The organism is Thalassospira sp. (assembly GCF_030690045.1).
Classification (GTDB): domain Bacteria; phylum Pseudomonadota; class Alphaproteobacteria; order Rhodospirillales; family Thalassospiraceae; genus Thalassospira.
Genome location: NZ_JAUYHK010000011.1, coordinates 501,026 through 520,790 on the forward strand (window position 1 = coordinate 501,026; position 19,765 = coordinate 520,790).

The following is a 19,765-nucleotide window of genomic DNA, read 5'->3' on the forward strand; positions in this document are numbered from 1 at the left end:
TGTTTGGATAAGTAATGACCCGGATTGCCTTTGCCAAAAAACTGCGCCGCTGGAAACTGGGTCTGCAAACCCTGTTTGGCCGTAAACCTGCCGGGTATTTCATTCCCTATCGTTATGCCGCCGAAACCGCGCAGGCCGTTGGCCGTCCGTCTTATCCGGCGATTGAAGCCCTTATGGATCAGGCGGCCCCTACCATGAAGGCATGGCTTTCCAAAGCCGGGAGCTATCAGGATGTTTTTGCCGGTTTCGATAACGCATCCCCGCCCGATCCGCGCTGGCAACAATCATGGTTTCCGCGCCTTGATGGCATGATGGCCTATGTCATGACGCGCGAATTTCGCCCCCGGCGGATTGTTGAAATCGGGTCTGGCCATTCAACCCGGTTTTATTACAAGGCGATCTGCGACGGGGAACTTGAAACCGTTTTTCATGCCATTGATCCAGCCCCCCGCGCCGATATTGCCGCCCTGCCGATCACGATTGAGCGCAATATCGTGCAAAAAGCCGATCCGGCAATTTTCAAAACCCTTGCCGGGGCGGATATTCTGTCGATTGACAGCAGCCACATCCTGATGCCCGGAACCGATGTCGATATGCTGTTTTCATCAGTGATCCCAACCCTGCCCGGCGGCACGATCCTGCACATTCACGACATCACCCTGCCCGATGATTACCCGGAAATCTGGCATTGGCGCGGTTATAACGAACAACAGGGTGTCGCTGCCCTGCTCGCCGGGGGCGGGTTCGAGGTGCTGTGGTCCAGTCATTATGCCAAAACCCGTCTGGTGAACCTTTTGGCCGGAAGCATCGCCCCCGCCATTCATTTACCGGACGGTGCCCTTGAAACCAGCCTGTGGCTGCGCCGGAAATAACACCGTATCACCGTCGTTTATTTGGGATTTTCCGGATGTCACAAACTACCCCTGCGGGGATTGGCCGCGGCCTCACCTTTGTCATGGCGATTGCTGCCGGGCTTGCGGTTGCCAATATCTATTACAATCAGCCGATGCTGGGCATCATCATGGCCGATTTCAGCCAAAGCAATGTGGCCGGCCTGATCCCGACGGCAACGCAGCTTGGCTATGCCATTGGCCTGTTTTTACTGGTACCGCTGGGCGATCTGTTTGACCGGCGCAAACTGATTGTCGGACAATTTTTGCTATTGGCTGTTGTCCTTCTGATCGAAGGAGCCGCCCCAAATGCCGTCATTCTGTTTGCCGTATCGCTTCTGGTCGGGGCCGGGGCAACAGTCGCGCAACAGATCCTGCCCTTTGCCGCCACTCTTTCCCGCCCCGAAAGCAGAGGTAAAACCATCGGCACGGTGATGGCGGGTTTGCTTTGTGGCATTTTGCTGAGCCGCACCCTGGCCGGGTTTATTTCTACCCATCTGGGCTGGCGCGAAATGTTCTGGATTTCCGCCCCGGTTGCGATCATGGCCGCCATTCTGATGGCGGTGATGCTGCCTCGCGACAAACCGAAAACCGCCATCGGCTATGGCGAGGCATTGTTATCGGTATTACAGCTTTGCCGTGATCAGGCAGCCTTGCGCCGCGCCACCCTGACGCAAGCCGCCTTGTTCGGATCCTTTTCGGCATTCTGGACGATTCTGGCCCTGCATCTGCAAAGTCCAGCCTATGGGCTTGGTGCCGATATTGCCGGGATGTTTGGCGTTCTGGGGGCGGTTGGCGTTCTGGCAGCCCCCCTTTCGGGCAGGCTGGCCGATCGTTATGGCCCGACCCGCGTGGTGGTTGTCGGCGTTGTCGTCAGCATTGCGGCATGGCTGGTGTTTGTGGGATGGGGCGCGTTACCGGGCCTTGCGCTGGGCGTTCTGGTGTTTGATTTCGGTCTGAACTTTGCGATGATTTCCAATCAACACCTGATTTTCGGGCTTGTGCCCGAGGCCCGCAACCGCATCAACACCGTCTATATGACCGGCATGTTTCTGGGCGGCTCCTTCGGATCAGCCGGGGCCAATTTTTCCTGGAATCACGGCGGATGGCCTATGGTTTGCGGGTTTGGCCTTACCCTTTGCGCACTGGCCCTGATCCCGTCCCTGCGCCAGATGGCGCGTTACAAGACGGCTTAAATCAATTCTTGTACGGGTCGGCCGCATCGCGCAAGCCATCACCCAAAAAGTTGAACGCCAGCACAACAATGATCACCGGAACAACCGGGATCATCAGCCACGGATACACGGCAACTGCATTGATGTTTTGTGCCTCGTTCAACAAAACACCCCAACTGGTAATCGGGGCGCGCAGTCCCAGCCCCAGGAAACTCAGCGCCGTTTCGCCCAAAATCATATTGGGGATCGACAACGTAACCGATGCGATCAGGTGGCTGGCGAAATTTGGCAATAAATGGCGGGCGATGATGCGTTTGGGCTTGGCCCCCATCAGGCGTGCCGCCAGCGCATAATCTTCTTCGCGCAGCGCCAGCAATTTGGACCGCACCGCCCGCGCCAGCCCGGTCCAGTCAATCAGGCCCAGAATGATGGTAATCCCGAAATAGATCAAAATCGGGCTCCATGTTACCGGCAAAGCCGCCGATAGAGCCATCCAGAGCGGAATTTCAGGTAAGGAGCGGATCACCTCGATCAAACGTTGCGCCACGGAATCGACCCAACCGCCAAAATACCCCGCCGCCCCACCAATCAACACGCCCAGAACAAAACTGACAGCAATGCCCATCAACCCGATGGTCAGGGAAATTCGTGCGCCATAAATCATCCGTGACAAAACATCCCGGCCCAGCCGGTCGGTGCCGAACACAAACATCGTGCCACCTTCCGCCGGACAGACCAGATGCAAACTGGCCTCAAACAGACCCCAGAAACGGTATGGATCACCCGAACAGAAAAAGCGCAGCCGGTCGATTTTCTGGGGATCGTCGATATAGGTCGGTTTGAGAGTTTCCATATCCACCGAAAAATCGGTGCCATAGGTAAACGGCCCGATAAACGATCCGTCATGGAACAAATGGATCGATTGTGGCGGATGATGGATAAAATCACTGTTACGGGTTTCCTGCGCATAGGGCGACAGAAATTCAACAAACAGGATCGACACATACATCACCAGCAGAATCAGTCCCGACACCACCGCAAGCCGGTGGCGTTTCAACCGCCACCAGATCAGTTTCCATTGCGAGGCCAGAAAGTATTTTTCCTGTTCCGGCGTCAGTTCTTCCTTGTCCCACGGGTCAAAGGGCTGTGTATCGACGAAATGGTCGTTATTGGCGTTTTGGGTCTCACGGCTCATTCCGATACCCCTCCCTGAAAGCGGATACGCGGATCAAGCCATGCCAGCAGAATGTCAGAAACAAACATGCCAACCACCGTCAAAAGCGCCAAAAACATCAGGAACGACCCGGCCAGATACATATCCTGACTTTGCAGCGATGACAGCAACATCGGCCCGGTTGTCGGCAAGGACATCACCACCGATACCAGAACCGACCCCGATACCACCTGTGGCAGAATATTGCCAATATCGGCAATGAACGGGTTTAATGCCATGCGCAGTGGGTATTTGAATAAAACCCGCCCCGGCGACAAGCCCTTGGCATGGGCGGTGACAACATATTGTTTGGACAATTCATCCAAAAGATTGGCACGCAACCGCCGGATCATCGAGGCAGTGCCCGACGTACCAATCACCAGCACCGGCGCCCACAAATGTTCGACCACCGACTTCACCTTGCCAAACGACCAGGCGGCATTGATATATTCCGGGTCCATCAACCCGCCAATCGAAGTGCCAAACACCACATTGGCATAATACAGCAGCACCAGTGCAAAGAGGAAATTGGGCATGGCAAGGCCCAGAAACCCAAGCAGGGTAAAACCATAATCACCCCAGCTATATTGCCGGGTGGCGGAATAAATTCCGATGGGAAAACTGACGATATAGATGAATAAAACCGTACTGAAATTCAGCACCATAGACAGATATAACCGGTCGCCGACCACCTCGCTTACCGGCAGGTTATATTCAAAACTGAAGCCCAGATCGCCATGCAGCAATCCCCACGCCCAGTCGAAATATTGCACATACATCGGCTGATCAAGGCCGTATTGCTGTTTCAGATAGGCGATTTTGGCAGGGTCCACCGCCTCGCCTTGCGATTGCAATTCGTTCAGATAGGTGGTCAGAAAATCGCCGGGCGGTAATTGAATGACAACAAAAACCAGCACGCTGATGAAAAACAGCGTGGGTATCATCACCAAAAGCCGTCTTGCCAGAAAGGTCAGCATCGGCGGTTTTTCCCCCTAAGTCAAAATCCACAACGCCCCCTTGCGCCGTGCCCCCCGTCTTTATTTTAAATCCCTAGCGATCCCACCAGAAGGTATCAGGCCGATAAATGCCAAAAAACGCCCCCGGCTCCCAGCTATGAATACCCTTTTCCGGCACATTGCGCAGCTTTTCATCCACCACAACCGGTTGCGGCACATTGCCGACAATACCAATTGAAAACATGTTTTCGGCATGGATATCAAGGATGCGCTGCCAGGAATCCTTGCGTTGCTGTTCATTACCGGTCCGCCAGGCGTCGTATAGCGCCATAAGTTCGCGGGCCTCGTCCATATCCGGGGCCTCGCCCGCCGCCCGGTTGGTATCATAATACTGGCCCCATTTGGGCCATTGCAAACTGTCCTGATTGACCGGCACAAATTCCGACGGTGCCGATGCCGGGGTCGCCAAACCGTTATCGATACCGCTGAAAATCGACATCACCGTTTCGCCGCTATAGGCACGGGCGCGCATCACTTCGCGCTGCATCGCCTTGACGAACAATTTAATGCCCGCCTGTTTCCAGCTATCTGAAATCAGTTCCAGAATATCATCCTGTTCGGGGTTTTCCCCTGCTGTTTCCACGATGATTTCCAGCGGGCGACCATCGGGCAACAGGCGAATGCCCGCCGAATTGCGTCGGTCCAGCCCCATTTCATCCAGCAACGCATTGGCCTTTTTCAGATCAAATTCGATATGGGCGTTGCGATATTCCGGTTTGAATAACGGGCTTTTGGGCAGGATGGTATTATTGGTCGGCGTCGCCAACCCGAAAAACAGCACACGGTTGATCTCGGTGCGGTTGATCGCATGGGACAGGGCGCGGCGGAATCGCACATCGCGCACCACCTTGCGCCATACCGGGTCCGATACCGTCAGATTGGGATAAAGGGCGGCATAGGACCCATAACCGGCATCCCATAAATTGACCTTATAGGACTGATTTTTTTGCGCCTGTTTCAGGAAGGTATAATCCTTGAGCGTCAGGATACGGCTTTGGATATCCGCCTCTCCCGCGCCAACCTTGGCCGGGACCAGTTTGGTGTTGGAAATATTGAAAATCAGCCGGTCGATATAGGGCAACTGATTGCCGTCCGGATCGACCCGGTGATAATAGGGATTGCGTTCAAAAACAAACCGGTCCGATGGCTCCGACGTTCTGATCAGCCACGGTTCAAGCGACGGACGCTCGATGTTTTTAAGGTCATAGGGTTCGTCCTTGTCGGTATGCAAAACCGCCCAACTACGCAACCCCCGCTTCGAAACCATCGCATTCAGCTCGGCGGTATCACGGTAATTTTCGTGGAACTGTCGTAAATAGTGCGATGGTCGATAGATAAAAGGCGGTCGGGTCGCCGCCAGTTCCGCGATGAAAAACGGATTGGGTTCGGCCCAGCTATAACGCACCGTGAAATCGTCGATAATCTCAAATTCCGGCGGGCGGCCATTCACCATCAAAAAGCGAGGCGGGCCGACCGGAAACAATTCGTCATTATTGACCACATCTTCCCAGTAATAGCGGAAATCCTCGGCAGTAAAGGGATGGCCGTCCGACCATCTATGGCCCTTGCGGATATGCAGGGTGAAAACGCTGCCTTCTTCGTTCACATCAAGGGATTCGAGGATATCAGGCTTGATATCAAGATTTTGATCATAACCCACCAACCGGGCATAACCATAAACCACCGAAATGCGAATATCGCGCGACCGCCCCATGATGGTGGACAGATCGCCGCCGTATTTGCCAGTTGTTTTCCCCTCAGTCGCAAAATCAATCACCCGTGGATTTTCCGGTAGGCGTTCGGCCACTGGTGGCAGCTTTCCCGACGCCACATCGTCGGCAAACCAGGGAATTTCCATTGCTGCCTGCGCCATCACAGGCCCGCAAATAACCGTGGCAAGGCAACAGGCCAAAAGACGTATTCGGTCTTTGACGCGGGGTAACATCATCATTATACGGCAATCTCCTGATAATCAGGGCGCGTCATGCGAACAAAATGCCCATCTGACAGCTGAACCATGCGAGGATCGGACAAATTATCAATCGTAAAAGGTGCAGGCCATGACCGGGGATTTGAGGCCTTGCCTTCGACGATTTTTGAGAAATCAAGCGGGTGATCCAGATCGGCAAATGGCACCGCATTGAGCAAGGCCTGCGTATAGGGATGGATCGGATCGCGAAACAGAGCTTCGCGAGGGGCGGTTTCAACAATTCGCCCTGCGCACATCACCGCAATGCGATCTGCAATATAATCCACCACGGCCAGATTATGAGAAATAAACAGATAAGTCAGTTTAAGTTGATCTTTCAAATCTTTAAGAAGATTTAAAATCTGCGCCTGAACCGATACGTCAAGGGCCGATGTCGGTTCGTCAAAAATCAACAAATCAGGTCGTAAGCACAAGGCACGGGCAATGCCGATCCGTTGCCGCTGGCCGCCGGAAAAACTGTGCGGATACCGGTTGAGGAACCGGGGATCAAGCCCGACCACCTCCATCAGTTCCAGAACCATACGTTGCCGGTAATCCGCGTCGCCAATATTGTGGATCAGCATCGGTTCACTGATAATGTCCTGCACCGTCATGCGCGGGTTCAGCGACCCGAACGGGTCCTGAAACACAAATTGAATACGACGGCGATAAGGGGCAAGCTGGTCTTCATCCAGATAGGTCAGTTCTGTCATCTGGCCGCTTTCGCCGCGAAACAGGATGCTACCGCTATCGGGAGCCATCGCCCGCATGATCAGCTTTGACAAGGTGGTCTTGCCACATCCGCTTTCACCGACCAGCCCCAGACATTCCCCCCGATTAACCGTTAGCGACACGTCGCTAAGCGCCTCAAAGCGTTGCTGATCCATCCCGAACCAGCCACTTTTGCGAATGGCGAAACTTTTATTCACATGCAAAACCGACAGCACCGCCTCGCCCGATCCTGGCCCGTAAGAGGCAAGTGACATCGTTTCCGGCGCACCGGGGACCGACGCCGTCCCGTCCGCACTACACAGAGTCAACAAGCCATCCAGACGCGGTTTGATTTCACGCAGCGGTTTCAGGCGTTCGCCTGCCTGCATGTCAAAATGCGGCACCGCCGCCAACAAGGATTGCGTATAAAGATGACCGGGATTGCGAAACACATCTTCGGTCCGACCACTTTCGACCACCCGGCCGTTATAGATCACCACCATGCGATCCGCCATATTGGCAACGACGCCAAGATCATGGGTAATCAGCAGAACCGACATATGAAGCTCTGATTGCAAATCCTTGATAAGTCGTAATGTTTGCGCCTGAATTGTCACATCAAGGGCCGTGGTCGGTTCATCCGCCACCAGCAAGGCTGGACGGCAAACCAAGGCCATCGCGATCATGGCGCGCTGCCGCAACCCGCCTGACAATTCAAACGGATAAGTGCGCAAGGCGCGTTTTGGATCGGGAAACCCGACAAGACCGAGCATGTCTGCCGACAGTTCTTTGGCCTCGGTGTTACCAACCTTGCGGTGCAGACGTACGGCCTCGCAAATCTGATCACCGATGGTATGAAGCGGCGACAGGGAACTCATCGGCTCCTGAAAAATCATGGAAATGCGGCCGCCCCTAATGGCGCGCATTTCCGCCCCCTTGCGATCAAGCATCGCCAGATCGACACGGGTGCCCGGTGTTTTGGGATCGGCAAAAATCATCGATCCGCCCGAAATCGTCGCAGCATCGGGCAGGATACCCATAATCGCTTGGGAAATGGTGGTTTTGCCCGATCCTGATTCCCCCACCAGCGCGACCGTTTCCTGAGCCCCGATCCGGAAACCGACTTTGTCCACCGCCTTGACCCGCATATGTGGCAAGACAAATTCGACTTCCAGATCCCGGATGCGCAGAATGTCGGCCATATCATCCCATCTTTCGTTATCGCGCCGCACGACTGGCAGCACGGACAAGGGTTTCAGCCTCGTCCATGCGCATCAGATTGGTGCGCGTAATGTCATCTACCATCAGCCCGTTATCCTGTGCTGCATCCCGGGCCAGTGACAACAGTTTATCAAAGCCGTCCAGCGTCGATTCCGTGACAATTTTTGATCCCGGTGCCGTCAGGGTCAGTTCAAACCAACCCTTTTTGCCATCGCGGCGCGTACTGAAATAACGCAGACGAAACCCGGCCAGTTCCGGCCACGCAAAAGCGGTGCCGTCAGTCATCCCGGTCAGGCGCATCCCATATTCCGATACATGAATGCGAATTTTCATGCGCAAAATGGTCCGGACCAGATAGACGATGAACAAAATGCTCAGTCCCAGACCTATCCAGCGCAGCAATTCAATAACCCCCGGCACCAGCGATATCCCGCCGCACAGGACAATTCCGGCAACGGCCCGGATCAGATCGGGCATGATCGCCTGCTTCGAATACCGCATCACCACCACATCAGTGTCTTGCACAATATCCGACGGGCGTGCCTCCATCATCGGGGCCGTATCTGATTTTTGCGATTTTATTGCCATGGAAAGACCCCGGGGATCGTCAGCCATTTCAAGGCCGGATGCTCAAAAGAAAACAGATCGTCCAGAAACATATTGGTTGGGGCATCATGCACCAGATGATGAGTCAGAAGGCCAGTGGCCTCATCACGGTCCGCTTGCCCGGCACGCCGGGCCGACAGATGGGCGACAAGTGCGGCCAGACAGGAATCTTCGCCAACAAAGCCCCGGCTGCCTTTCCAGTCGATTACATCGACATGGCAATTGACCTGCAACAATCCCGGCACCGGGAATGCCACCTTGCGCGTGTTAAAGGTGCTAAGCCCCTGTATACCCAATGACGGCAAGGTTGCCACCACATCATCTGCAATGCGGTTCCAGGGCGGCACCATCACTGGCAGGAAACGGTTGCCAAAATGCCCCGACAGCACGTCAAAGCCGCGCCGGATATCGGCCACAACATCACCCAGATGGCGCACATCATCCAGTTCCTGCTTTTTCTGTCCGGCGGGTGCGTGGTTTTCGTGGTTCCAGCCATGCTGCAAAACACGAGTATCAAGGGTTTCCGCAAGACGCGCGACCAGCGCGGCATTCACACCGGCCGGAACAACAGCGAGGGCAAGCGGCACATGATAACACTGTTCCAGTGCCAGAATATGATCCAGAGCGGGCGTTACCTCAACCGCGTCATCGTCGCGCCACCACATTCCGGCCAGAAGCCCTGCTTCCTGCCAGTGATCCAGCTCATTGCGCAGATTATCCCAGTTGCTCATCACCTTCCCCGTAACCGTGTCGCGATTTTAGCCGCACTTACACGCGCTCCGTCCAGTAATAAATCAATCTGGCCCGGTAAATTGACCTGATCCATGGCATTGGCAAGCTTTTCGCCACTCAATTCTCTTGCAGCCAGAACGGATATAATCTTTTTGCGGGCAAAAATACCGGCGCGTTCGCCCTGTTCACTTTCACCACCCGAATCAAAAGGCACCATCACAGCCGGAACCCCGGTCACCAGCACATCCATCAGGGTATTATACCCGGCCTGCGACACCGACAAAGCGGCACGCGCCAAACGGTCGCGAAAATCGGGAACAAACCGGTGCAGGGACAGGTTCGCCTCCCCCACCTGTTGCGACAGGATGTCAAATTCATGGGCCGGAAAATGCGGCCCGGTAATGATATCCCAATGGTACCCCGCAAACCGCCGCGACACTGTGCGCGCCGACATCGCCGCCATGATCAGATCCCGTCCGACAGCACCGCCCCCGGCCGACACCACCACCCCGTCGCGTTCCCCACCAAATCCCGCCACATCGGCCTTATCAGGCGCAACATAGCCGGTATAGGTGATTAGATCGGCCAGATCACCGGCGAACGGAAAACTGTGCCCGAAATCAAACAGGGCCGGGTCGCCATGCACCAAAATGGTATCGAAATATTGCCGGGCAATATCGCGCATCCAGCGTTCCTTGGCGATGTCATCCTTACGCACCAAAAGATCGCGCACCGAACACACCCGATCCACCCCGTCCTGCCCGGCCCGTTCCAGCAAGGGCAGCAATTCAAACCGAAAGGCCCGCCGACCAAATGGAAACATTTCAATCATCAACACTTTCGGGAACAGTGAAGCATAGGCATCCAGCAACGCGACCCGTCGCCGATCCTGCCAGTGCGCATCCACCGGAACACCATGCTGATCCACAAGACCGGAAAACCCATGATCAGCCGTGCGACAGGGCGGTAGTTGAATGACATGGCCAGTGCCAAAATCAATCAAGGGATCGGGAATGCCCCCCGACACCACCGCAACCGATACCCCTTGCGCCCGCAGGGCCGCCACCAGCAAGGCCGTGCGCCGGACATGGCCAATGCCCAGCAAATGTTGCACATAAATCATCACATCGGTCATGATTTATGCTCCTGCAAGGCGACATTCAGGGCGCGAAGCGACAGGCCATTGCGATCATCCCAGTCAAAAATCTGCAAAGCCCGCCAATCCAGTTTATCAGGCATCCTGCCGGTCATGTCCCAACCAATTGCTGCCGCATAAACCACCCGGATAACGCCCTTGTGGGTGACAACGCCAAAATCGCCCCCTGACCAGCCGCGTAAAAATCCGGTAACCCGGTTTAAAACATCGCGTGGGCTTTCGCCGCCATCCGGTCGAAAATCAAGGCCGCGATCTTCGTTTTCCTGCATGGCAGGCCCGATATCCTGCCGCAATTGCGCAACCGTTAACCCTTCCCACTGCCCCCAATCCATTTCAATCCATACCGGATCAGGGGTGGCCGCAATGCCAAGGGCCGCAGCGGTTTGCAGGGTCCGGCGCAGTGGGCTGCATCGCCACGGTATCGCCTGCCACGATGCAGGCAGGGACAATCCCCGGAAATCTTGCCGTGCATTGTCGGTCAGGTCGATATCGCTGCGACCTTGCAGCCTTTTCGCAAAATTCCATGCGGTCGGGCCATGCCGCAACAGGGCAAAGGAAAAAGCGGTCATGCGATTTCCCCCAGCTTTTGCAAAATCGACGATATCTTCTGGCTTGCCCCCGCGATATCATGATCGTGCGCGGCCTTCCTTTCGGCCTTCTGGCCAGTTGCACGCAACAGCGCCCGATCAGCAAGGATGCTGGCAAGACGAGATGACAACGCCGGTACATCGCCAACCGGCACCAACCAGCCCGTCACGCCATTCACCACAATGCCAGAAACCCCGCCACTATCCCCCGCAATCACCGGCAGGCCCGCCGCCTGTGCCTCAAGAATCGCCATGCCATAGGCCTCATTCACAGCAGGCCAGACAAAAGCATCTGATTGCCATAACCAGCGCCGGGTCGTTGTCCGATCACATTGCCCGGCAAAATGAATTTGCCCGGCGGTAAAACCTGCAAACAGACGTTCCACATCCGATCTGGCCGGGCCATCGCCAATAATTGTCAGGGACCAGCGCCTATCTTGCGGCAACCTCTGCAAGGCATTGGCCAGCACCCGATAGGATGCCAGTTTGTCACCACCGCGCATCATCGCCACCGTCACCAGCCGAACCGGCCCGGATTCATCCCCGACAAAACGCGGCCCTGCCCAATCGGCCACCGGAATAAAAGGCGGGACAAAATGCAGTTTCGCCAGACTACAAACCTGTTCCAGACAGGCCATATCCGCCCTGTTAAGAGATATAATCGCATCGGCCTGCTTCAGGGTCTGTTCAATCGCATGGTGGCTTGCAGCCCAAGGGCCGGTGGCACGTTTGGGTGCATGGGATGCCTCGGCAATTACATAGGGAATGCCCAGTTTCCGTGCTACCAACGGCCCGATCCAATCCGGGGCCTTGTAATACAGATGATAGGTAAACCAGATATCCGGACGGAGTAAAAATCCGGACTGATAACGGCGCAAAAGCCGTGCCGCCAGTTTGCCACCCAGTTCGGCCAGACGGACCTGTCGCACTCCGTTACCATCGGCCACCCGGCTGCGCAGACGGGCGGAGATATCCACCTCATAGCCCGACATTTTCAAGGCATCGACCAGCAGGCGCGCCATCAAACGATCCCCGGATGGAACAGGATGATCAACCGGTTTCAGCGGGGCGTAAAACGCAATCCGCACGGCCCCTACTCCGCCACCGGATTTGGAATTTTATCTGTAATACCAAACCGGTGTGCCAATTCTTTCATCCCGGAATGAAAGGAAAAATCGCGGCGAACAATATCATTGCCAGCCAACCCCATGCGTTTGCGTAAAACCGGGTCGGCAATCATGGTGGCAAGGGCGGTCGCAAGGGCCGCCGGATCACGTTGTGGTACCAGTAATCCATTAACCTGATCGCGGATCAGTTCCGGGATCGCAGAAATCGCGGTCGAAACCACCGGCAAACCGCATAATTGTGCCTCCATCAACACATTGGGCAACCCGTCGCGGTCACCATCCTGCTCGATGCGGCTGGCCAGAACAAACAAATCTGCCTTTTGACAGGCCGTAATCACTTCTTTCTGGTCACGTGGCCCTCGCCAGTCACACCGTTCGGAAATACCCAATCCGGTTGCAAGTTTGCAATATTTGTCATCGTCGCCACCGCCAATATGGACAAAGCGCCAATGGATATCCTTGGGGATTTGCGCCAGCGCCCGCAACAAATCATCATAGCCCTTTTTCCCCACCAGCCGCCCGACCGACACAATGCCAACCGGGTTTGCCAAATCCGTTCCATCATGATCGGCCCGCATCGGCAAGGTTTCGGGAAAGCGGGAAAAATCAAGCCCATGATACAGCAAATTGATTTTTTGCGGGTTATCGGCAAGGGTTTTCAAATGATCGACATTGGCCCGTGTACAGGTCACCAGCCAGTCCATATCGGCCAGTTTTTCGCGCATATCCCAATCGGGGCTGGTATAGATGTCCTTGGCATGGGCCGAACAACACCACGGCAAACCGCGCATCATAGCGGCATAACGCGCCACCGAAGCTGGCGTATGCAAAAAATGGGCATAAATCCGGGTGATATCAGACGGCAACTCCGCCGCCATTACCATTGCCTGCCCGAAACGCCGCCCGCGATTGGCGGTTTTATCGCGCCGCCAATCCTGCCACCATGCCAGCCGCGCACGACGATATCCCGGCAACCGGCGGACCTTCCACCACGCCAGCAACACTCGCAGCGGTTCCTGATACAGATATTCCGGCAGATAATCGACAAGACCGGTAATGCGATGATGGATCGGATGGCGTTTGGTATCGGTCGGATGGCGCAATGAAACGATGCGATAGGGAATTCCGGCCTGTTGAATACCAAGAATCTCCTGCGCAATAAAGGTTTCCGACAACCGGGGATAACCTTTGACGACAATGGCAAGCCGGTCGGCACCTGTCGGGGTTCTGGTCATCGGCACAACGCCCTATTCCGCCGCAATTTTCGGAGGCAGCCAGCGATCCACCATATCCCCAAGGGTATCAAGCCCCATCATCAGGCCGGGAACGGTCACAGTCGATGGCGATGGCTGATTGATAAGCCCCCGCAATGCGGCGGCCATTTCAAGTGGCGGGCAACCGCCATCTTCGGTCAACATGCGGACAAGGCCCAGTTTTTCGGCCTGTGCAGCCCGCACATATTGTTCAAGCCGCGGCACGGTGCGCGGGACAATAATCGACGGTTTGTCAAAGGACAGAATTTCACAAAAGGTATTATAACCGCCCATCCCCACCACACCGGCAGAACGTGCCATCAGGGTTTCGACATTGGCGTCAAAGGTAATGATCGACACCTTGTCGAGTTTTTCGGCCCGTTCCATGAATATTTTCTGATCGGCCGGGGCCATAAACGGCCCCATCACCACCAGAGATGGCACCGGAATATCGGGATCTGCTTCATAAGCGCTGATCACCCAATCCACCAGATTGCGACCATCACCACCACCACCGGTGGTCACAAGAAAATACGGTTCATCAAGACCCAGCGCCCCATGTTCGGGCGTCGGGCTGCGCGTTGCAGTGCGGGGCAAATAACCGGTATACGTCATTTTTTCTTCGATACCGGGCAAAAGATCAATCCCGGCAAGCGGGTTGCAGATTTCACGCAACCCGTACACCCAGATATCGTCATAATATCGCGCCAGTGCCGGCACGCAATTTTTGCGGTCCCATTCCTCGCGCAAATGTTCCGGATCGTCCATGACATCGCGCAGCCCCAAAACCAGACGGGTGCGCCGATGTTTCAGCATTTGCAGGGTTACTTCGACCTCACCGCGCAGGCCCAGCGGTTCCTTGTCGACGATAAACAGGTCCGGGTTATAGACATCGGCGGTGTGCTGAATGATCGATTCCCGCATCGCCAGCATCTGATCGACATCAATATCAAGATTAAGCGATGTGTATTCGCCATTCGACAATTTGATCACGCCGGGAATGCGGACAAAATCCACATGCGATCGGAATTCAAAACTGCCGATGATCGGCGATCCGGACAGGATCAGCACCGAAACATCGTCTCGCCGCGCCACAAGCGCATGGGCAATCGTCCGGCAGCGCCGTAAATGCCCAAGGCCAAATGTGTCGTGACTGTAAATCAGGACACGATAGCCCCGCTTGCTGGTTAACGCCATGATACCGTCCGCACTTCGCAGTGTCCCCTCGAACTCACCTGTCCCTGCAACAACAGGTTGACAGGAAATTCACTTATGACAAGCAAATCTGTCTTGATCGTGCAGATTTCCGGTGAACGATACCGGGCCTGTCGGCCCCATTGCTCTCATGTGCGCGTGATGGTTTGCAAGAGTTTTTCGAGCAACTGCTCACGTTTTTCACTATTGTCAAAACTGTCGAGCTTTTCAGACAGTTGCGTAAGTGTACGGGCGTACAGATTGTGCCAGTCTTCACGCGACATTTCTTCGCCTTTCAGACGAGGCTTGATCGTCACCAGATGATCCTTGCCATGCTGGATTTCAAATGTTTCATCGAGTGTCGGCAATGAAATCAGTTTTTCGTCAATCCCGGCGGCAATCAAGGCGGTGCGGAACGTCGCCCGCACCTCGTTTTCACCGTGAGTCAAAAAAATGGCCTTATGCACCGGCAAACGTTTCTGCACCCAGCCAATCAGCGACTGCTGATCGGCATGACCGGAATAGACATCTAGATTGCGCAAACGCGCCCGCACCTTGATTTCATCACCGTGAATGCGAACGGTTTTCGCCCCCGACAATAAAATCCTGCCCAGCGACCCCACTGCCTGAAACCCGACCAGCATCACCGTGCATTCCGGTCGCCACAGATTGTTTTTCAAATGATAACGAATGCGCCCGGCATCACACATACCGCTGGCGGAAATAATGATTGCGCCGCTTTTAACCCGGGCCAATTGCATGCTGGCGGTAACATCGGGCACCATATGAAAATTGGGATGTTCCAGCGCACGGGCATCATCCGCATCCAGATGACGGGAAAAAACACTGGTGGCACGCTGCGCCAACGGGCTGTCAACAAACACATCATATTTCGGCAACTTGCCACGATTAAACAGGGCGGCCAAATCGACCATCAATTCCTGGGTTCTGGCGACCGCAAAACTGGGAATCACCAGATTCCCCCCGGCAGACATCGCCTCGCGCACTTCAACTGCCAGCATCTCACGGCGTTCTTCGGTAGACATATCTTCGCGATTGCGATCGCCATAGGTCGATTCCACAAACAGGTAATCGACATCCACCGGTCCTTCGGGCGCATCGTTAAAAACGGATTCCCCGGTTCCTAGATCACCGGAAAACAGCAATCGCGCCGTTTGACCGCCATTGTTTTCGTCGGTCACCTCGATTTCAATCGACGCCGATCCCAGCAAATGTCCTGCATCCCAATACCGCGCCCGGACACCGGGCAGAATCTCAATCCACTCATGATAATCAACCGGGCGCAATTGCTCCAAGGTGGTTTCGGCATCTTCCTTGGTATAAATCGGCTCGACTGCGGCCCGGCCCCGCCGGGCGTTGCGACGGTTCAGGCGTTCAACCTCGGTTTCCTGAATGTAACCGGAATCTGGCAACATATAGGTCAGAAGATCACAGGTCGGCTCGGTGGCAAAAATATTCCCAGCATACCCGGCCTTGACCAGTTTGGGGACCAACCCCGAATGATCGATATGGGCATGGGTCAGCAACACGGCGCTGATATCGCGGGCGGCAAAGGGAAACGGGCCGTAATTAAGTTCCTTGACGGTTTTACTGCCCTGAAACATGCCGCAATCCACCAGAAAATTGCCTGCATGACTGCGCACCAGATAACAGGAACCGGTTACACCGCCTGCCGCGCCACAGAATGTCACTGAAACCGTCATTCGTCCCTCCTCTTTATTTTTATAGGTCTGATCCTTCTCGCTACCGGAAGAATGCAGGTCTTTCAATGATCTGGATCATTTGTCTAAAACGCCTGCAATCCGCCAAAGGGTAAATAATCAACCCTTTCTCCCGCCGATACCGCCCCCCGATCCGCCGCAATTTCAATCAGACCTTCGGCCCACACCATCGAGGACAACATGCCAGAACTGGGCGACCGAAACGGCATGGCACGCCATTGCCCGTCTTCGTCGCGTTCAAGTCGGGCGCGCAACCATTCCTGTCGTCCAGTGGAACGGCGCAAATCAAACCCGGCAATTACCGGCAGGCGCACCACCATTTGATCCTCTGCCCGTGCGCCCATCATGTGCAACAACAACGGCACAGCATATAGCAAGGCCGACACCATAACCGACACCGGGTTTCCCGGCAGACCAATCACCACACAATCGCCGATCTGCCCGCGCATGAGTGGCTTGCCCGGTTTGATCGCCAGTTTCCACGCATGGATCGCACCCAGACTGTCCACCACCGGCTTTAACAGATCCGCCTTGCCCACCGATACCCCGCCCGATGTCATGATCACATCATGCGATTGTGCCGCCCCGGCAAGCGCAGATTTAAGAACATCAAAATCATCGCGCAACAATCCCAAATCAGTGACATCGCACCCGGCGGCGCGCAACATACCAATGATCGCAAAACGGTTGCTGTCATACAATCCACCCGGCGGCAACGGATCGCCGGGAATAGCCAGTTCATCACCAGTTGAAAACACCGCAACTTTCAGGGGCCGGGCAACATCCAGACTTTCATATCCCTGTCCGGCGGCCACGGCCACATCTTGCGGACGCAGGCGTTTGCCCGCCGCCAGAACAACCGCCCCACTCCGCACATCCTCGCCCGCCCGGCGAATATGATCCTGCCGCCGGATGTTGCGGGCGGCATCAGCTGTGATAGTAATTTCGCTTTCATCGTCATTGGCGATGATATTTTCCTGCATCACCACTGTATCTGCCCCGACCGGGATCGACGCCCCGGTCGCAATACGAATGGCGCACCCGGCGGGTATCGTCCCCTCAAAAGGATGACCGGCCAGCGAGGCACCCTCCACCGGAAAGACAAGGTCACTCGCCCCACCCACATCGCGCAGATCATCATAGCGTAGCGCATAACCATCCATCGCAGAATTATCAACCGATGGCACATCAACACGGGCAATCACATCACGGCGCAGGACCGCACCAAAACAATCCGTCAAAGGCCGGGTTTGCACCGCATTGCTTACCGCAACCTCGTCACAGGCACAGGTCAGCGCCATGTCAAGCGGCGTCAGGCCCGGTTGATGGCAAAGATCGACAAGGGTTTTATGGTCATCACGCATCGGTGCATACTCGCAATCAGGAAGAATGATCGAGGGCGATAGTGGGCGGCGAAAATGTCCTGGTCAATCACCATGTCCCGGGCGGGATTTTGAAATCGCCCGGCTGAGCATAATCACCGGGATCACCCCAACCAGTACAATCGTCAACGAACCAAGGGCCGCCCGTTCGATCATTTCATCCTTGGCAAATTGATAGACATGGGTTGCCAGCGTATCGAAATTGAACGGCCGCAAAATCAGGGTCGCTGGTAATTCTTTCATCGAATCAACAAATACCAGCACTCCGGCCGCCAGAATCCCGCCGCGCACCATCGGAAAATGGATGCGTTTCAGGGTGCCAAAAGGGGTTTCGCCAAGCGTCCGTGCCGCATCATCCATGCTGGGGCGAACCTTGCCAAGAGTGGCCTCGACCGCACCATGGGCGACCGCCATAAACCGCACCGCATAGGCAAAAATAATCGCAAATACCGTCCCGCTCAGCATCAGGCCGGTTGAAAAATTGAAAACCTCGCGCATCACGGCATCAACCGCATTGTCAAACCGCGCAAGCGGAATCAGCACGCCCAGCGCCAGAACCGCACCGGGCACAGCATAGCCCACCGATGCCAGCCGCACCGAAAACCGCAATAACGACCCCGGAAACAGGCGCAAGGCATAGGCCAGAAACAGTGCGCAGACCACAGTCACCACCGTTGCGGCCCCTGATACCAGCAAACTGTTGCCGGCAAAGGCGAAAAAGCTGCTGGTCCAGGATTGGTCGAAATAATTGATCGAGTAATAGACCAGAACCGAAGACGGGATCACAAAGCCCAGCAAGATTGGCAAGGCACAGACCGCAACCGCCGCGCATTTCGCCCCACAACCCAGTTCATATCCTGGTAATTGCTGAAACCGGGTGGTGGTATCGTGAAACCGTTGACGTCGGCGGGAATAACGTTCTGTCAAAATCAGCACAATCACCACGGCAAGCATGGTCACGGCAATTTGGGCCGCCCCGCCGGCATTGCCCATACCCAGCCAGACATTGAATATCCCGGCAGTCAGGGTATGCACGGCAAAGAAATCAACCGTACCAAAATCATTGAGTGTTTCCATCAACGCAATGATCACACCGACCACAATTGCCGGTCGCGCCAAAGGCAAGGCCACGGTGGCAAAGGAATTCCACGGGCCGCGCCCCAAAACACGCGCAGCCTCGATCGCACAGACCGATTGCGCCAGAAATGCCGCTCGCGCCAACATATACACATAAGGATACAGCGTCAGGCTGAGCACGATAATCGCCCCGCCCTTGGTTCGGATATCGGGAAACCAGTAATCGCGCATCGATTGCCAGCCAAACCATGTGCGCAACATGCGTTGCACCGGCCCGGCAAATTCCAGAAGATCGGTATAGACATAGGCAACGATATAGGCGGGAACCGCCATGGGCAGCAACATCGCCCATTCAAAGAACCGTTTGCCGGGAATGCGGCACATCGTCACAACCCATGCCGACGAAACCCCGATCAGCGCCACCCCGATCCCGACACCCAGCATGATAATGCCGGTATTTTTCAGATATCGGGGCAACATGGTGCTGGCCAGATGCGGCCAGATATTTTCACTCGGAAACAACGCCAGATACAAAACCGCCAAAATCGGGGCCGATACCAGCAGAGCAATCAGAAATGCCCCCATCGTCCATCCCGCAGACTGCCCGCGAGGCCACCAGCGCATCGATGTAACCGGCTCCTTGCGGCCAAGCGGGTCAAGTGTTTCGGTCGTGTTCAATAAACAGACATCCTGTTGTGACTATCCGGGCAATGG

16 protein-coding genes are annotated in these 19,765 nt (G+C 55.4%); 2 read left to right on the top strand and 14 right to left on the bottom strand.

What is annotated here, in order from left to right; all coding sequences use genetic code 11:
• Positions 1 to 14 precede the first annotated feature (14 nt).
• Both Q8O73_RS08300 and Q8O73_RS08305 read left to right on the top strand, forming a co-directional pair.
• Positions 15 to 872 carry a class I SAM-dependent methyltransferase gene (locus tag Q8O73_RS08300; protein ID WP_305557414.1) on the top strand — a complete coding sequence of 286 codons (858 nt, stop codon included), beginning with the start codon at positions 15 to 17 and terminating at the stop codon, positions 870 to 872.
• 35 nt (positions 873 to 907) lie between these two features.
• Positions 908 to 2,086: an MFS transporter gene (locus Q8O73_RS08305; protein ID WP_305557417.1), complete on the top strand. Its 1,179-nt coding sequence runs from the start codon at positions 908 to 910 to the stop codon at positions 2,084 to 2,086.
• Position 2,087: 1 nt separating this feature from the next.
• Here Q8O73_RS08305 and Q8O73_RS08310 read toward each other — a convergent pair whose 3' ends face one another.
• From Q8O73_RS08310 to Q8O73_RS08375, 14 genes are all read right to left on the bottom strand, one after another.
• Complete coding sequence (locus tag Q8O73_RS08310; protein ID WP_305557420.1) at positions 2,088 to 3,260, bottom strand: ABC transporter permease; 1,173 nt, start codon at positions 3,258 to 3,260, stop codon at positions 2,088 to 2,090.
• Positions 3,257 to 4,255 carry an ABC transporter permease gene (locus Q8O73_RS08315; RefSeq protein WP_305557423.1) on the bottom strand — a complete coding sequence of 333 codons (999 nt, stop codon included), beginning with the start codon at positions 4,253 to 4,255 and terminating at the stop codon, positions 3,257 to 3,259. Before Q8O73_RS08315 ends, Q8O73_RS08310 begins: the two co-directional genes overlap by 4 nt.
• A 73-nt stretch (positions 4,256 to 4,328) precedes the next feature.
• Positions 4,329 to 6,245, bottom strand: coding sequence for an ABC transporter substrate-binding protein (locus tag Q8O73_RS08320; RefSeq protein ID WP_305557427.1), 1,917 nt, complete (start codon positions 6,243 to 6,245; stop codon positions 4,329 to 4,331).
• The gene (locus Q8O73_RS08325) at positions 6,245 to 8,176 is read right to left on the bottom strand and encodes an ABC transporter ATP-binding protein (protein WP_305557430.1); all 1,932 of its coding nucleotides are present in this window, start codon (positions 8,174 to 8,176) and stop codon (positions 6,245 to 6,247) included. Before Q8O73_RS08325 ends, Q8O73_RS08320 begins: the two co-directional genes overlap by 1 nt.
• Positions 8,177 to 8,192: 16 nt before the next feature.
• Positions 8,193 to 8,783, bottom strand: a complete 591-nt coding sequence (locus Q8O73_RS08330) for a hypothetical protein (protein ID WP_305557433.1) — start codon at positions 8,781 to 8,783, stop codon at positions 8,193 to 8,195.
• Positions 8,774 to 9,532 (bottom strand): polysaccharide deacetylase family protein, encoded by a 759-nt coding sequence (locus Q8O73_RS08335; protein WP_305557436.1) that lies wholly within the window; start codon positions 9,530 to 9,532, stop codon positions 8,774 to 8,776. The genes Q8O73_RS08330 and Q8O73_RS08335 overlap by 10 nt, the downstream gene beginning before the upstream one ends.
• Positions 9,532 to 10,668, bottom strand: a complete 1,137-nt coding sequence (locus tag Q8O73_RS08340; RefSeq protein WP_305557439.1) for a glycosyltransferase family protein — start codon at positions 10,666 to 10,668, stop codon at positions 9,532 to 9,534. The genes Q8O73_RS08335 and Q8O73_RS08340 overlap by 1 nt, the downstream gene beginning before the upstream one ends.
• Positions 10,665 to 11,258 (bottom strand): histidine phosphatase family protein, encoded by a 594-nt coding sequence (locus tag Q8O73_RS08345; RefSeq protein ID WP_305557441.1) that lies wholly within the window; start codon positions 11,256 to 11,258, stop codon positions 10,665 to 10,667. Before Q8O73_RS08345 ends, Q8O73_RS08340 begins: the two co-directional genes overlap by 4 nt.
• Positions 11,255 to 12,364 carry a glycosyltransferase family 4 protein gene (locus Q8O73_RS08350; protein ID WP_305557442.1) on the bottom strand — a complete coding sequence of 370 codons (1,110 nt, stop codon included), beginning with the start codon at positions 12,362 to 12,364 and terminating at the stop codon, positions 11,255 to 11,257. Before Q8O73_RS08350 ends, Q8O73_RS08345 begins: the two co-directional genes overlap by 4 nt.
• 5 nt (positions 12,365 to 12,369) lie before the next feature.
• Positions 12,370 to 13,638, bottom strand: coding sequence for a glycosyltransferase family 4 protein (locus Q8O73_RS08355; protein ID WP_305557444.1), 1,269 nt, complete (start codon positions 13,636 to 13,638; stop codon positions 12,370 to 12,372).
• A gap of 12 nt (positions 13,639 to 13,650) precedes the next feature.
• Positions 13,651 to 14,853 carry a glycosyltransferase family protein gene (locus tag Q8O73_RS08360; protein WP_305557445.1) on the bottom strand — a complete coding sequence of 401 codons (1,203 nt, stop codon included), beginning with the start codon at positions 14,851 to 14,853 and terminating at the stop codon, positions 13,651 to 13,653.
• Positions 14,854 to 14,999: 146 nt separating this feature from the next.
• Positions 15,000 to 16,574, bottom strand: a complete 1,575-nt coding sequence (locus Q8O73_RS08365; RefSeq protein WP_305557448.1) for an MBL fold metallo-hydrolase — start codon at positions 16,572 to 16,574, stop codon at positions 15,000 to 15,002.
• Positions 16,575 to 16,657: 83 nt separating this feature from the next.
• Positions 16,658 to 17,956 (bottom strand): gephyrin-like molybdotransferase Glp, encoded by a 1,299-nt coding sequence (gene glp / locus Q8O73_RS08370; RefSeq protein ID WP_305557451.1) that lies wholly within the window; start codon positions 17,954 to 17,956, stop codon positions 16,658 to 16,660.
• A 63-nt stretch (positions 17,957 to 18,019) separates the two neighbouring features.
• The gene (locus Q8O73_RS08375; protein ID WP_305557454.1) at positions 18,020 to 19,729 is read right to left on the bottom strand and encodes an iron ABC transporter permease; all 1,710 of its coding nucleotides are present in this window, start codon (positions 19,727 to 19,729) and stop codon (positions 18,020 to 18,022) included.
• Positions 19,730 to 19,765 lie beyond the last annotated feature (36 nt).

Bases quoted from the DNA above. Each gene is read 5' to 3' on its own strand.
- Q8O73_RS08365 (WP_305557448.1), bottom strand. From the start codon at position 16,574: ATGACGGTTTCAGTGACATTCTGTGGCGCGGCAGGCGGTGTAACCGGT.
- glp (WP_305557451.1), bottom strand. From the start codon at position 17,956: ATGCGTGATGACCATAAAACCCTTGTCGATCTTTGCCATCAACCGGGC.
- Q8O73_RS08310 (WP_305557420.1), bottom strand. From the start codon at position 3,260: ATGAGCCGTGAGACCCAAAACGCCAATAACGACCATTTCGTCGATACA.
- Q8O73_RS08330 (WP_305557433.1), bottom strand. From the start codon at position 8,783: ATGGCAATAAAATCGCAAAAATCAGATACGGCCCCGATGATGGAGGCA.
- Q8O73_RS08355 (WP_305557444.1), bottom strand. From the start codon at position 13,638: ATGACCAGAACCCCGACAGGTGCCGACCGGCTTGCCATTGTCGTCAAA.
- Q8O73_RS08340 (WP_305557439.1), bottom strand. From the start codon at position 10,668: ATGACCGATGTGATGATTTATGTGCAACATTTGCTGGGCATTGGCCAT.
- Q8O73_RS08360 (WP_305557445.1), bottom strand. From the start codon at position 14,853: ATGGCGTTAACCAGCAAGCGGGGCTATCGTGTCCTGATTTACAGTCAC.
- Q8O73_RS08305 (WP_305557417.1), top strand. From the start codon at position 908: ATGTCACAAACTACCCCTGCGGGGATTGGCCGCGGCCTCACCTTTGTC.
- Q8O73_RS08335 (WP_305557436.1), bottom strand. From the start codon at position 9,532: ATGAGCAACTGGGATAATCTGCGCAATGAGCTGGATCACTGGCAGGAA.
- Q8O73_RS08300 (WP_305557414.1), top strand. From the start codon at position 15: ATGACCCGGATTGCCTTTGCCAAAAAACTGCGCCGCTGGAAACTGGGT.
- Q8O73_RS08325 (WP_305557430.1), bottom strand. From the start codon at position 8,176: ATGGCCGACATTCTGCGCATCCGGGATCTGGAAGTCGAATTTGTCTTG.
- Q8O73_RS08345 (WP_305557441.1), bottom strand. From the start codon at position 11,258: ATGACCGCTTTTTCCTTTGCCCTGTTGCGGCATGGCCCGACCGCATGG.
- Q8O73_RS08315 (WP_305557423.1), bottom strand. From the start codon at position 4,255: ATGCTGACCTTTCTGGCAAGACGGCTTTTGGTGATGATACCCACGCTG.
- Q8O73_RS08320 (WP_305557427.1), bottom strand. From the start codon at position 6,245: ATGATGATGTTACCCCGCGTCAAAGACCGAATACGTCTTTTGGCCTGT.